This is a genomic window from Cutibacterium nasicola, assembly GCF_051303185.1.
Lineage (GTDB): Bacteria > Actinomycetota > Actinomycetes > Propionibacteriales > Propionibacteriaceae > Cutibacterium.
On sequence record NZ_JBPPGE010000005.1, the window covers coordinates 193,952 to 207,555 of the forward strand.

A 13,604-nucleotide genomic window follows, 5' to 3' on the forward strand; every position below is an offset into this window, starting at 1 on the left:
CTACACTGACCGTCGTGCCAGGAATCCCCTTGCCCCCGAGTGGTGACCCTCACGCTCCGACGGAAGCTCTGCTTCTTGAGGACGTGAGGGCCCCTTTTGGCCGTGTCACTGCTCTTGATGGGTTACGTCTGACCGCCGCCACCGGACTCATGTCTCACGATGCCAGGGCCTGCAGGGGCATCCGAGCCGACGAGCTACTGCACTACGTGGCTGGTTCCCTCATGGCCGAGGTCACCCTCGGGCTGGCCAATCTGGCCTACATCGTCAGTCTGGTTGCCGGTGCCGTCCTGCGGCCACTGGCAAGCCTGCTGATCTGGGCAATTCTGCTCAGAATGCTGGCACGAAAGTGGATCTCATGACCTCCCGAGATCGCCGTTTGCACGGTTGGTGCATCGCTGCCCTGGTCACCAACATGGGCATCATCGTCACCGGTGCAGTGGTGCGCCTGACCGGTTCAGGACTGGGATGCGATACCTGGCCCCGTTGCACCGCCGGGAAGTACACCCCACATGAGGCGATGGGGATTCACCCCTACGTCGAGGTCGGCAACAGGCTGCTCACCTTCATCCTCGTCGCGGTGGCGATCAGCCTGCTCGTCCGCTGCTACCGAGTCCGTGTCACGTCCCAGCTCACGGCCTTGGCATGGATCAACCTGGTGTCCATCACTGTGCAGGTTGTCATTGGCGCGATCTCGGTACACCTCGCGCTCAACCCGTTCATCGTGGCCTTGCGCCTGATGGTGTCGGTGGCGATCATCCTCGTTGACGTCAAGATGATCTGGTTGAGTGGACCTCATTCGAGCGAGGCCGTCGATGGACTGGCGATGGGGTTGGTGCGATCCACCGTCGCGATGATGTGTGTCGTGATGTGGCTGGGAACAGTGGTGACCGGATCTGGCCCCCACGCCGGAGACTCCGACTCAGTACGAACCGGGTTCAACATTGAGACTGTGGCACGACTGCATGGCATATCAGTGTGGATCACTGTAGCCCTGACCACCGCCTGCCTGGCCATCGCCACCACCCGCCACCTTGCCATGATGCGTCGCTGGAGCATTGGCTTGATGGCTGTCGAGATCTACCAGGCCATCATTGGATACTCCCAGTACCTCACCCACCTCAACCCGTGGCTGGTCATCTGGCACACGGTGGGCGTCGCGCTGTCGGCAGCAGCAGTTGGAGCCCTGTGGTGCAGCGTGCGTCCGACCCCTTCCCCAGTATTCAGGCCGTCCTGACGAGATCCCCCATGACGATGACGGGCGGGCCAGAGAATCATTCCCCAACTCACCCGTCATGTCGTCTGTACGGCGACGTGTCTGTGCTCACCGAATGACCACGCGTGCTCTCTGCACGCGGCCACCACTGCGCGCCTCGTCGGCCTGGACGACAACAGTCATGTATCCCTCTTCGTCAGACATCTTGAGCTGATGAGTGTGCCAGCCGCCATCGCAAGACCGGGATGGTGGCGCCCGTCTGACGGGCATTCATGAACAGCAGGACGCGAGCGTTCTGGGACCCCGCGTGGACATTCGGGAAAGCACGAATGATCTGGCCATTGTTGATGGGATCCACGAGGTCATTGGCCAGGAATACCATGCCACGTCCGGCCACCGTCTGGGGATAGGCCACCGTGCAGCCTCCGGAAACGAGCGGCGTCACGCGGACCGGTGTTGGCACGGCACACCAACTGGGTGTCCTCCTCGTCGAGCGCGGCAACGGGACATATCCGTCCGCCTGTCGCTGAGCACGCTCACGGACCGGGCAGCTTGACCGACTACCGTTGGGCTGGTGGAACCTCAGTTCCGCATCATGACTACCGGTTTCGGAAGGACGGGTGAGGTGGCAGGTCGAGACGCTTCAGGAAGCACCATCAGGGCGACCAGTGGGTGGCGCGGCGATCGCGTCAATCCATTACGAGATCCAGCCGACCGTCGACTGCCCCGTGTGGCGGGCCCGTGCGTCCTGGTGATGTTTGGCGTCACCGGCGACCTCTCGCGCAAGAAACTCATGCCGGCCGTGTACGACCTGGCCAACCGCGGCCTGCTGCCGCCAGGGTTCGGACTGGTGGGATTCGCCCGGCGCGACTGGGAGGACGAGGACTTCGCCAAGGTCGTTCATGACGCAGTGGCCGAGCACGCCCGTACCCCCTTCCGCGAGGAGGTCTGGGAACAGCTGCTTGAAGGGATTCGGTTCGTCCGCGGCGAATTCGACGACAACGAGGCCTTCGAACGGCTGGCTGACACGATTCGCGAGCTTGACGAGGAACGCGGAACGGGCGGCAACCATGCCTTCTACCTGTCGATCCCGCCGCACTCCTTCGAATCCGTGGTGAGCCAGCTCAAACGCCACGGCTTGACCGACCACGACTCCTCCCACTGGAGCAGGGTCGTCATCGAGAAGCCCTTCGGCCATGACCTGGAAAGCGCGCGAGACCTCGACGAGATCGTCGGGAGCGCGTTCAGCCCGGAGTCGGTCTTCCGTATCGACCACTACCTGGGCAAGGAAACCGTCCAGAACATCATGGCGTTCCGGTTCGCCAACCAGATTTTCGAGCCCATTTGGAACAATCACTACGTCTCCCATGTCCAGATCACCATGGCCGAAGACATCGGCATTGCGGGGCGAGCGGGGTACTACGACGGCATCGGAGCTGCCCGTGACGTCATCCAGAACCACCTGTTGCAGCTCATGGCCCTGACTGCCATGGAGGAACCGACGAGCTTCGACGCCGACCAGCTGCGCGCTGAGAAGACCAAGGTCCTGGCCGCCATCCAGCCCCCTGACGACATGGCGACCCAGACCTGCCGGGGGCAGTACGTTGCCGGTCGTCAAGGAGGGGAACGGGTGCGCGGCTACCTCGAGGAGGACGGCGTCGATCCGCACTCCCGCACCGAGACCTACGCAGCCGTCCGGTTGACCATCGACAACCGTCGGTGGGCAGGGGTGCCGTTCTACCTGCGCACCGCCAAGCGGGTGCCGCGACGGGTCACCGAGGTGGCCCTCAACCTGCAACGAGCCCCACACCTACCGTTCTCCGACACCGCGGCCCTTGGCACCAACGCCGTCGTGCTGCGTATTCAGCCCGATGAAGGAGTCACCCTGCGCTTCGGTGCCAAGGTGCCGGGCACCCAGATGGAGATCCGAGACGTCACGATGGACTTCGCCTACGGATCTTCCTTCACCGAAGCCAGTCCGGAGGCGTACGAGCGGCTCATCCTCGACGTCCTGCTCGGCGACCCGCCGCTGTTCCCCCGGCACGAGGAGGTCGAGTTGGCGTGGAAGATCCTCGACCCGATGCTCGACTTCTGGGCAGGATCCGACACTGCCCCGTACGACTATCCAGCCGGCTCCTGGGGTCCGTCCGAGGCTGACGAAATGATCGCCCGGGACGGCTTCGTCTGGCGTAGGCCCTGAGGAGAAGACATGATCGTCACACTCACCGACACCACCGCGTCAAAGATCGGCGCCGCCATCGTGGAGGCCCGTCGCACCGTCGGGTCCGGATCAGGATTGGTGCACACCCTCATCTGTGTCTGCGACTCCTCCCACTTCGACGCCGCGTTCGAGGCCGCCCGAGACGCTGCTCGTCAGCACCCGTCACGGCTCCTCATGGTCGTCATGACTCGCTCCCGCAAGGACAAGCTCGACGCCGAGGTGCACGCTGGGGAGGGAACTCCCGGTGAGGTCATCGTGCTGCGGCTCTCCGGAGCCATGGCCCGGCGACCGGCCTCGGTCATCCTTCCGCTGCTGCCCGACTCCCCCGTCATCGCCTGGTGGCCGTTCTCGGGCCCCGATGACCTCGCAGCCGATCCCATCGGCGCCCTGGCCGACCGTCGCATCACCGATTCGGCCACCGACAAGGACCCTTGCAAGGCACTCACACGTCGCGCCGCGCACCTGTCAGAAGGTGATTGCGACCTCTGCTGGGCCCGCACAACCGGATGGCGGGCGCTGGCCGCCGCAGCCCTGGACCAGCACCCGGCCACTGTCCATGCCGCTCGGGTGGAGTCTGCTGCCGACAACGCGCCAGCCATGTTGTTGGTAGCCTGGTTGAGACTTCGTCTCGGTGTTCCGGTGGAGAGGGTGACGACGGATGCTCCCGGAATCTCGGCCATCGTCATGTCGACCTCCGGTGGGGACATCGAGATTCGACGCCGCAGCGGTCGATACGCCGTCTACCGGATTCCCGGGGAACCTGCTCGCGGTGTGGCCCTGGACCGACGGGAGCTTCAGATGCTCATCGGCGAAGAGCTTCGCCGACTTGATCCTGACAAGGTCTTCTCCGCTGTCATGGCAGAGATCCGCGACGGTGCCGGACGTAGGTCGTCGACGAGTGATGAGGAGTGAGTGATGACGAGCCGACGACTCATGCGGTACCAGTCCGCCCAGGGACTGGCTGAGGGTGTTGCCCATCGCCTCGTCCAGACCATCGTCAAGGTGCAGGCCGACCAGGAACGCATCGACCTGTGCCTGACCGGCGGACGGATCGCCAATGCCGTCTACGCCGCGATGGGCGATGTTCCCGAGTGCGCCCAGATCCGCCCGGACCAATTACACGTGTGGTGGGGTGATGACCGGTTCGTTCCCACCGGCCACCCGGACCGCAACTCCCTGCAGGCCCTGCCACTGCTGTCGTCAGCCATCCGACTGGATCCCTCGAAGACCCATGTCATGCCCGCCGCCGACGGCAAGGCCGATCCTGACGAGGCCGCCTACTCCTACGCTCAGGAACTCGGCGACGTGGTCTTCGACATTTGTCTGCTCGGAATGGGCCCGGACGGCCACGTCGCATCACTCTTCCCGGGCCATCCTTCCTTCAGTCCCACGACGACAGCGCTGGCCGTCGGCGTCACGGATGCTCCCAAGCCCCCGCCGGATCGCCTCTCGGTGACGATGCCGGTCATCAATCGTTCGAAGCGGGTGTGGTTCCTCGTCAGCGGGTCGGAGAAGGCAGACGCCGTCCAGAAGGTCTTCGCCGGGGATGCCTCCCTGCCAGCCACCTGGGCCAACGGCACGATCGAGACGAGTTGGATGGTCAACCACGACGCCTCGATCGGGTTGCCGCGTTACAACTGCTCGCTATGACACCGGCACTTCTCTGGCTGGCCCTGTACCCGGGACGACCCCGACAAACACCCCGGTGGGAGCCGCTGGGAGGCCTGGTTACGATGGAGGGCGTCAGCTGGCCATGAGAGGACCCCGAACCGATGCCGAACAAGAAGACGGCGACAACCACGTCGAGACGCGCCGCGTTGAGAGCTCAGCAGGAAGCTCAGGCGGCCGCGCAGAAACGTCGCCGGGTTGTCGCCGTCATCATCGGGGTCGTCGTCGTAGCCGCCATCATTCTCGCCATCGTCCTCGGTATGAACCGCAAGTCCGATGGCGGCGCCTCGTCAACTCAGATCACCCCACCCTCGATCACCAAGGATGGCGTGTACACCCTCAACCCCGACAGGGGGAAGAAGGGCGCTCCCACCGTCACGGTCTATCAGGACTACCAGTGCCCCGGATGCAAGGCCGTTGAGGACGCGTTGGGCAGGCAGTTCAACGAACTGTCTGCCCGGGGACAGATCAAGCTCCGGTACCACACCATGACCTTCCTCGACCAGAAGTACGACGGTGAAAACTCCCACCGCGCTGCGATGGCGGCTGCCGCAGCTGACATCGTCGGCAAGTACGAGGCCTACCACGACGTCGTCTTCGCCCATCAACCCAAGGAGGAAGGCACCGGCTACACCGACGACCAGTTGCGCACGAAGTTCGCCGCCGAAGCCGGAATTACAGGGGAGAACCTCACCAAGTTCCAGCACATCTACGACACCCGTCAGACCGAGCAGTTCGTCACCGAGGCCAACGACAACGGTCTTCGCAAGATGCAAGATCTCGATGCTGATGGCACCCCGGCCCTCACGGTCAACGACAAGGTGTGGGAAGGATGGACCCAGCTCGGCGACGACACCACTCCTGACGAGCTGCTCAAGGCCATTGATGCGGCCAAGTGACATGTGGACCATGTCGACAGCGGCTCGCCCCACAGCACCGACAACTCGCTGACGGCAGGACCGATGGCGCACAGATCGCTGTCAGGAGGCCCCATTAGAATGGCAGCCATGGATTCTCAGCCGTCGTCGCGATCCGTCAAGGTACGTGACTGGGTGGGCTTTCTGGCCCGGATCATCCTCGGTGGCACCCTCCTGGTGGCAGGAATCATCAAGGCAGCCGACATTGACGCCACCATATGGTCCGTACGCGCCTACCAGATCGTCCCCTGGGACTTCGCGCCTGTCGTCGGCCGGGCGATGCCAATTCTCGAGATCATCGTCGGTCTGATGCTCGTGTTCGCCATTGCGACGCGCTGGTCCGGCCTGTTGGGGACCCTGGCCATGGTCATCTTCATCATCGGCATCTCGTCGGTGTGGGCTCGCCACATCTCCCTGGATTGCGGTTGCTTCGGAAACGGTGGGCCCGTCGAGCGCAGCTGGGCCCACGCTCAGCGCACCTATGCGCTGGACATCCTGCGTGATCTCGGACTGGCGCTGTGCGGCGTCTGGCTGGTCGTACGCCCCCGCACTTCCCTGTCCGTGGACCGCTGGATCAACAGCTGAGGCGCGAGCAGGATGAGGGGCTGATGGGCCGACCGGCTACCATCATGGGCAACACATCATCGATTGCATGAGGGGACCTCAACCGATGGCTGACAAGAAGTCGACCGCCAGTACCTCGAGGCGGGATGCCCTGCGCGCTCAGCAAGAGGCTCAGGAATCAGCGAAGAAGCGTCGTCGGATCATCGGCGTCATTGCCGGAATCGTCATTGCGGCGGTCGTCGTCGTCGCTGTCGTCGTTGGGCTCAACCGCAAGTCCGACGACGTGCCGACCACCGGCCAGATCACTCCTCCCTCAGCCACCAAGGACGGCGTCTACACCTTGAACAAGGACAAGGCGAAGGGCGGCGTTCCGACGGTGACGGTCTTCCAGGACTACCAGTGCCCGGCCTGCAAGGGTGCCGAGGATCTGCTCGGCAAGCCCCTCAATGACCTGTCGGCCAAGGGAGACATCAAGCTGGAGTACCATACCTTGACCTTCCTGGATCACAACCTGCGCAATGACTCCTCGTCCCGCGCCGCGATGGCGGCGGCTGCGGCCGATGTCGTCGGCAAGTACGAGGCCTACCACGACGTCGTCTACGCCCATCAGCCCAAGGAGGAGGGCACCGGCTACACCGATGAGCAGCTGCGCAAGGAGTTTGCCTCTGAGGCCGGGATCACCGACAAGGACCTGACGACCTTCCAGCGGGTCTACGACAACAAACAGACCGAGCAGTTCGTCAAGAACGGCAATGACCAGGGTCTTCAGGAGCTGCAGAAGTTCAGCAGTGCCGGTACCCCGACCTTCCTCGTCGACGGCAAGCCGTGGGAGGGCTGGGGAGACTTCCAGGCCGTTCCCTCTGCCGACGAACTCCTCAAGGCCGTCAAGAAAGCCCACTGATCCTTGCCAGCCTGGTGGTTCTCAACAGCCTGCCCATCAACCCCACTCCAGGCGGGTGGCGAAAACCGCTCGTCTGGCAACCTGTCCGAGTAGAACACTAGAGTTTGGAACATGACCTCACAGACCTCTGCGCCCACATCCGCCACGTTCCCGATGCGCGGCGTCGTACCCGACAAGCCGGCCCTCGAGGGCCTCGAGGCCAAGTGGGGGCAGATCTGGGAGGACCAGCAGCTCTATGCCTTCGACGCCACCGCGGTGGACTCCCGCGATCAGGTGTTCTCGATCGACACCCCGCCCCCCACCGTCTCCGGCCACCTTCACCCGGGCCACGTCTTCTCCTACACCCACACCGACACCGTCGCCCGCTACCAGCGGATGCGCGGCAGGAAAGTCTTCTACCCGATGGGTTGGGACGACAACGGCCTGCCGACCGAGCGTCGTGTGCAGAACCACTATGGCGTGCGCTGCGATCCCTCGCTTGCCTACGACCCGGATTTCACTCCGCCAGCCAAGCCGGATCCGAAACGCCAGGTGTCGATCAGCCGTCGGAACTTCGTCGAGCTGTGCGTCGAGCTGACTGCCGTTGACGAGAAGACCTTCCAGGACCTGTGGCGTTCGGTCGGTCTGTCGGTGGACTGGAACCAGCTCTACACGACGATCTCCCCGGAGTCCCAGCGGATCGCCCAGCTGGCCTTCCTACGCAACCATGCCCGCGGCGAGGCCTACCTGTCCGACGCCCCGACCCTGTGGGACGTCACCTTCTCCACAGCCGTGGCCCAGGCCGAGCTCGAGGCCCGCGACTACCCCGGTGCCTACCACCGTCTCGGCTTCCACCGTCCCCATGGTGAGGATGTCTTCATCGAGACGACTCGCCCGGAGTTGCTGGCCGCCTGCTGTGCCCTCATCGCCCACCCGGACGACGAGCGCTACCAGCACCTCTTCGGCACCACCGTCACCACCCCGTTGTACGGGGTCGAGGTTCCGGTGCTGGCCCACCCCGCCGCCGAGATGGACAAGGGCGCCGGTATCGCCATGTGCTGTACGTTCGGCGACCTCACCGACGTCGCCTGGTGGCGCGAGCTGCAGCTGCCGACCCGTACCATCATCGGTCGCGATGGACGCATCCTCGGTGAGACCCCGCAGTGGATCATCGACGCCAACTCCGCCGACAAGTACGAGGCCATTGCAGGCAAGACCACCTTCACCGCTCGAAAGCTCGTTGTTGAGGCCCTCGTGGAATCAGGCGAGATGGACGGTGAGCCCAAGCCCACCCAGCGCAAGGCGAACTTCTACGAGAAGGGCGACAAACCGCTGGAGATCATCGGCACCCGCCAGTGGTACATCCACAACGGGGGACGCGACGCGGACCTGCGCGACGCCCTGCTGGAACGCGGTCGGGAGCTCGAGTGGGTCCCCGAGCACATGCGTCACCGTTATGAGAACTGGGTCGAAGGTCTCAACGGCGACTGGCTCATCAGCCGTCAGCGCTTCTTCGGCGTTCCCTTCCCGGTGTGGTACCCGCTGGACTCCGACGGTGAGCCCGACTACGACCATCCCCTGCTGCCCGAGGAATCCGCATTGCCGGTCGACCCGGCCTCGCAGGCCCCGGCAGGCTACGAGGAGTCCCAGCGCGGCGTCGCCGGCGGCTTCATCAGCGACCCGGACGTCATGGACACCTGGGCCACCTCGTCGCTGACCCCTCAGATCGTCACCGGTTGGGAGCGCGACGCGGACCTGTTCGCCAAGACCTTCCCGATGGATTTCGCCCCCGAGGCCCACGACATCATCCGTACCTGGGTGTTCTCCCGTGTGGTGCGTGCGCATCTGGAGAACGGCGTACTGCCGTGGAAGCGTGCGGCAATCTCCGGGTTCGTCACCGACCCCGACCGCAAGAAGATGTCGAAGTCGAAGGGCAACACCGTCGTCCCGACCGCGATCATCGAGGAGTTCGGTGCCGACGCCGTGCGCTGGCGTGCCGCCATGGCTCGCCCGGGCATGGACTCCCCCTTCGACAAGGCCCAGATGAAAGTCGGTCGCCGTCTGGCGATGAAGATCCTCAATGCCTCGAAGTTCGTCCTCGGGTTCGGTGAGGGCGGTCAGGTCGGCGACATCACCAACCTGGCCGATCTGTCGATGCTCGCCGGACTGCGTCAGCTCGTCACCCAGGCCACCGAGGCCTTCGACAAGTTCAACTACACCGCAGCCCTCGAGGTCTCCGAACAGTTCTTCTGGACTTTCTGCGACGACTACCTAGAACTGGTCAAGGAGCGCGCCTACGACTCCGACGGCATTGACGAGGCCGGTGCGCTGAGCGCCCGGACGGCCCTGCGTCTGGCCCTTGACGTCATGCTGCGTCTGTTCGCCCCCTTCCTGCCCTTCGTCACTGAAGAGGTCTGGAGCTGGTGGAAGGACGGATCCGTACACACCTCCTCCTGGCCGACCACCGACGAGGTTCCTGGTGACGGCGACGTCGATCTCATGACCGACGTCTCGGCCGCCTTGGTCGAGCTTCGCGGCGTGAAGTCGACCCACAAGGTGCCCATGAGGACCCCAATCCTCTCGGCCTGCATCAGCGCCCCCGCCTCGGTCATTGCCAACCTCAAGGGCGTCGAGTCCGACCTGGCCAAGGTCTCGAAGACCGAGTCCTTCACCTTCACCGAGGGTGGCGAGGAGCTCGACCTCGAGGTCGAGCTGGGTGAGCCCCCGGCCAAGCGCAAGAAGTGAGTCACTGATCCTGCAACGAGGCGCATTGGTCCCCGGAGCAGGGTTCGGCCCCCGCACCTGAGTAGGTGTGGGGGCCGAAATGCGTTGAGATGATCAGCCGAAGACCGGTCCGGGGAACTCCGGCGGCGTCGCAGCCGGCTTCTCGTCGAGCTGACGCAGACATTCGGCGATGGCGGCGTCGAGCTGGACGTCTTTGCCAGACTCCCAGTCCTCCGGGGAGACGGTGACGACGATGTCGGGGTCGACACCGTGGTTCTCCACCCCCCAGCCGTAGTTGCCGTACCACCCGGCGTACCTGGGCTGGGTCACTCCGGTACCGTCGACGAGGTCGAAGCGGCCGTCGATTCCGACGACACCTCCCCACGACCTCTCACCGATGACCTTGGCGTAGCCCATCGTCTGGGTGACGGCGGAGACGATGTCACCGTCGGAGCCTGCCCACTGGTTGGTGACCATGACGATTGGTCCGCGCACAGCGTTCTGGGGGTAGGTGGTGGGGCTGGCGTACCAGCGGCTGTAATCCCAACCGATGACCTTGCGGGCCAGCCTCTCGACGACCAACTGCGAGATGTGGCCACCGTGGTTGTAGCGCACGTCGGCGATGACGCCCTCGTGGCTGGTGGCTTCGTTGATCTGACGGTGCAGCTCGGCCCAGCCGTCGGAGACCATGTCCGGCACGTGGAGGTACCCGAGTCGTCCGCCCGAGTGCTCCTCGACGTAGCGGCGACGAGACGCCACCCAGTCGTGGTAGCGCAGCGAGGCCTCGTCAGCCATCGGCACGACGGCAACCTGACGCACGTCCTCGCCCCGGCGCACCATCAGCTCGACGACCCGCCCGGCTGATCCCTCCAGGAGCTCGCCGAGGGTCCCGTCGACGCCGATCCTGCGACCGTCCACCGCGACGATCACGTCACCGTCAGACACGGCGACTCCCGCCGCCCGCAGCGGGGACCAGGCGCGCGGATCCGAGGACTCGCCGGGCACGACACGGATGACCTTGGCCCCGTCGACCTCGTTGCTGACATCAGCACCGAGCAGCCCGGCGCGCATGTCGGGATCACCAGCAGCACTTGCGGCAGAGACGTAGGAGTGCGATGTGTTGAGCTCCGCGACGGTCTCCCACAGGATGTCGTGGAGGTCGTCGACGACGTGGCACACATCAACGAGCGGACGGTAACGAGTCAGCACGCCGTCCCAATTGACCCCGTTCATGTCCTCGCGCCAGTAGTGGCTGGCCATCAGACGGCCATTCTCGTCGAACATCTGACGCCACTCGGCACGCGGATCGATGGTGCGACGCATCCTCGACAGGTCGACCCGAATGCACGCCGGATCGTCGTCATCCACCTTGTGGGAGGAGGGGACGACGATGACGTCATCCTTGTACCGCACCACCAGACGCTCCCCGTCGCCGGAAACCGAGTAGGAGTCGACGTGCTCGCAGAGCTTGTCGAGGTGACGGTTGGCGAGGTTGTAATGCCACAACACGTCGCTAGGAGCCTCCCCGCCGACACCGGCGCGGGTGGCGCCGAGTTCGCCACCACGATCGGCAATCTCGATCCAGACCAGGCCGTCCTTGACCGCCGCCAGCCCGCGGTAGGAGCCCGAGGGCACCGGGAACGGCACCATCCTCTCCTCGAAGCCATCAGCGGTGAGGTCGCAGACGACGTCGGGAGTGTTGTCCTCGTCATCGTTACCGGTCTCAGCGGTGGCTTTGGCCTTGGCATCCTGGACCTCGCTGATCCGCCACCCTTGGGAGGATGGACCGAAGGGGGATGCCTCGGTGGCGCTCAGCGGAACCAACCACGGACGCTGGGTGTGTCCGAAGGACAGGTCGAAGGTCTGGCCGTCGTAGTTCGGGTCGAAGGTGCGGGCCGAGAGCATGACGAGGTACTTGCCGTCGGCGGTGAAGACCGGGCAGGAGTCGTCGAATGCACCACGGGTGAGGGCAAAGGACTCTCCCATCCCCTGCTCGTCCCAGCAACGGATCTGGCCGATCATGGCCTCTCCGAGGGGGACCGGTGAACGCCACACGAGGTAACGAGAATCCGGGGACCATGCCAGACCACTGGCTTCACCCTCCGGGGACTTCGCAATCTGGCGGACGTCTCCGTCGGCCATCGTGACGATGAGGATGCGGCCGTCATGGCTGACGAGGGCGACCTTCGTGCCGTCGGGGGCTGGTGCGATGTTCAGCACACGGCCGATCTGCCCCTGAGCCACCCGACGCACATCGCCGGTGCCGTCAAGGTTGGCGATCTCGAGGCAATCCTCTCCCTCGACGTCGCTGGCCCAGACTCCCTGACCCGTCTGGCCGAGGACGCGCGGCTCACGGATACGGACCCCATCAGCTGCCGACAACGCTCGAGCCGGACCGGAACGGTGAGTGAGGAAATAGGCAGCTCCCCGCCACTCCAGCAGGGATCCGTCACCACCGTGGTCGGACACGACGGCCTCCAGACGGTCGGTGGGGTCCACCGGCACACGCTGGGGCGCTCCGACACCAAGATCGATCTCGAGACGGTGAGGCTCGGCATCGAGGCCGGTCATTGTCCAGAGTGCGCCGTGAGCGTGGTAGACGATTGTCGTTGAGTCAGTACGGGGGTCGCGGACGTAGCCCTGGTCCTCACCGTGATGGGTGTGTTGACGAAGGTCATGGCCCTGACCGTCGACCGACCAGATCTGAGCCTGGGCGCGCGGGCAGTCATCGTCACTCATGTCGGAGCTGAAGAAGAGTCGACCGTCGACCCAGCCGACCCCGTAACGCCCAGCAGCGGCGTAGCGACCGCCGTGATCGTCGTTGCCGTCACGCAGCAGGCGGAAGAAGCTGTCGGCCCCGGCTGGACGCAACCAGATCTGGCCAGCAGTGCCACCGCGGTAGCGCTTCCAGCGCGAGCAGTCTGCGGAGTTCGGGGTGACGACGGCAACGGCGCCGTCCGAATTGACGGCCAGGTCCATTCCCGGTCCGTACCCGAGGCGCTCGACGTGGCCATCCAGGCAGACCGTGTACAGCCAGGCCAAACCGACGTCATTGGTCTGATGTGGAGACGAGAACACCACGTGTTCGTCGTCCTGCCATCCCACCACGAGGTTGCGAGCAGCTCCCAGCCACGTCAGGCGACGCTGGTCACCCGTAGCCAGGTCGATGACAAAGACCTCGGGCCGCTGACCCAGGTGAGAGGTCCACGCGATCTTCGTGCCGTTCGGGCTGAAACGGGGATTGCGAACCATGACGTGATCGCTGGTGAGCCGACTTGCCCGTCCTCCCATGACCGAGGCCAACCACAAGTCGTTGTCAGCAGTGAAAACCACGAGGTCGCCGTGGACATCGGGGTATCGCAGATATCCGGTTGCCATGGGTGTCAGCGTACCGTCTTGTAAGGAACGCAACAGGAG

At 64.6% G+C, this 13,604-nt stretch carries 10 protein-coding genes and 2 pseudogenes; 10 read left to right on the forward strand and 2 right to left on the reverse strand.

The window, feature by feature from the left end; genetic code table 11:
- Positions 1-14: 14 nt before the first annotated feature.
- From ACSJJT_RS09870 to ACSJJT_RS09880, 3 genes and pseudogenes are all read left to right on the forward strand, one after another.
- Positions 15-215 (forward strand): annotated as a pseudogene (locus ACSJJT_RS09870) (ABC transporter ATP-binding protein); the annotation flags it as partial.
- Positions 207-359 (forward strand): annotated as a pseudogene (locus ACSJJT_RS09875) (ABC transporter permease); the annotation flags it as partial. The pseudogenes ACSJJT_RS09870 and ACSJJT_RS09875, both read left to right, overlap by 9 nt.
- Positions 356-1,234 (forward strand): COX15/CtaA family protein, encoded by an 879-nt coding sequence (locus tag ACSJJT_RS09880; RefSeq protein WP_435918123.1) that lies wholly within the window; start codon positions 356-358, stop codon positions 1,232-1,234. The pseudogene ACSJJT_RS09875 and the gene ACSJJT_RS09880, both read left to right, overlap by 4 nt.
- A gap of 175 nt (positions 1,235-1,409) precedes the next feature.
- Here the strand turns inward: ACSJJT_RS09880 and ACSJJT_RS09885 are convergent, their stop codons facing one another.
- The gene (locus ACSJJT_RS09885) at positions 1,410-1,628 is read right to left on the reverse strand and encodes a hypothetical protein (RefSeq protein WP_435918124.1); all 219 of its coding nucleotides are present in this window, start codon (positions 1,626-1,628) and stop codon (positions 1,410-1,412) included.
- A 210-nt stretch (positions 1,629-1,838) separates the two neighbouring features.
- Between ACSJJT_RS09885 and zwf the strand changes: the two genes are divergently transcribed.
- From zwf to valS, 7 genes are all read left to right on the forward strand, one after another.
- Positions 1,839-3,413 carry a glucose-6-phosphate dehydrogenase gene (zwf, locus tag ACSJJT_RS09890; protein WP_435918125.1) on the forward strand — a complete coding sequence of 525 codons (1,575 nt, stop codon included), beginning with the start codon at positions 1,839-1,841 and terminating at the stop codon, positions 3,411-3,413.
- A 9-nt stretch (positions 3,414-3,422) separates the two neighbouring features.
- A complete protein-coding gene (locus tag ACSJJT_RS09895) occupies positions 3,423-4,346 on the forward strand; it encodes a glucose-6-phosphate dehydrogenase assembly protein OpcA (RefSeq protein WP_435918126.1) in 924 nt (307 codons plus the stop codon).
- A 3-nt stretch (positions 4,347-4,349) separates the two neighbouring features.
- The gene (gene pgl / locus ACSJJT_RS09900; RefSeq protein WP_435918127.1) at positions 4,350-5,084 is read left to right on the forward strand and encodes a 6-phosphogluconolactonase; all 735 of its coding nucleotides are present in this window, start codon (positions 4,350-4,352) and stop codon (positions 5,082-5,084) included.
- A 122-nt stretch (positions 5,085-5,206) separates the two neighbouring features.
- Entirely contained in the window at positions 5,207-6,001 is a 795-nt protein-coding gene (locus ACSJJT_RS09905; RefSeq protein ID WP_435918128.1) for a DsbA family protein, read from the forward strand.
- A gap of 99 nt (positions 6,002-6,100) precedes the next feature.
- Entirely contained in the window at positions 6,101-6,604 is a 504-nt protein-coding gene (locus ACSJJT_RS09910; protein ID WP_435918129.1) for a DoxX family protein, read from the forward strand.
- 85 nt (positions 6,605-6,689) lie between these two features.
- Positions 6,690-7,484, forward strand: coding sequence for a DsbA family protein (locus ACSJJT_RS09915; RefSeq protein ID WP_435918166.1), 795 nt, complete (start codon positions 6,690-6,692; stop codon positions 7,482-7,484).
- A gap of 111 nt (positions 7,485-7,595) precedes the next feature.
- Complete coding sequence (valS, locus tag ACSJJT_RS09920; RefSeq protein ID WP_435918130.1) at positions 7,596-10,208, forward strand: valine--tRNA ligase; 2,613 nt, start codon at positions 7,596-7,598, stop codon at positions 10,206-10,208.
- Between the two features lie 93 nt (positions 10,209-10,301).
- On the opposite strand, the gene ACSJJT_RS09925 is transcribed toward valS, so the two are convergent.
- Positions 10,302-13,565 (reverse strand): S41 family peptidase, encoded by a 3,264-nt coding sequence (locus ACSJJT_RS09925; RefSeq protein WP_435918131.1) that lies wholly within the window; start codon positions 13,563-13,565, stop codon positions 10,302-10,304.
- Positions 13,566-13,604: the final 39 nt, after the last annotated feature.

Bases quoted from the DNA above. Each gene is read 5' to 3' on its own strand.
- ACSJJT_RS09880 (WP_435918123.1), top strand. From the start codon at position 356: ATGACCTCCCGAGATCGCCGTTTGCACGGTTGGTGCATCGCTGCCCTG.
- ACSJJT_RS09895 (WP_435918126.1), top strand. From the start codon at position 3,423: ATGATCGTCACACTCACCGACACCACCGCGTCAAAGATCGGCGCCGCC.
- pgl (WP_435918127.1), top strand. From the start codon at position 4,350: ATGACGAGCCGACGACTCATGCGGTACCAGTCCGCCCAGGGACTGGCT.
- ACSJJT_RS09905 (WP_435918128.1), top strand. From the start codon at position 5,207: ATGCCGAACAAGAAGACGGCGACAACCACGTCGAGACGCGCCGCGTTG.
- ACSJJT_RS09910 (WP_435918129.1), top strand. From the start codon at position 6,101: ATGGCAGCCATGGATTCTCAGCCGTCGTCGCGATCCGTCAAGGTACGT.
- ACSJJT_RS09915 (WP_435918166.1), top strand. From the start codon at position 6,690: ATGGCTGACAAGAAGTCGACCGCCAGTACCTCGAGGCGGGATGCCCTG.
- valS (WP_435918130.1), top strand. From the start codon at position 7,596: ATGACCTCACAGACCTCTGCGCCCACATCCGCCACGTTCCCGATGCGC.
- ACSJJT_RS09925 (WP_435918131.1), bottom strand. From the start codon at position 13,565: ATGGCAACCGGATATCTGCGATACCCCGATGTCCACGGCGACCTCGTG.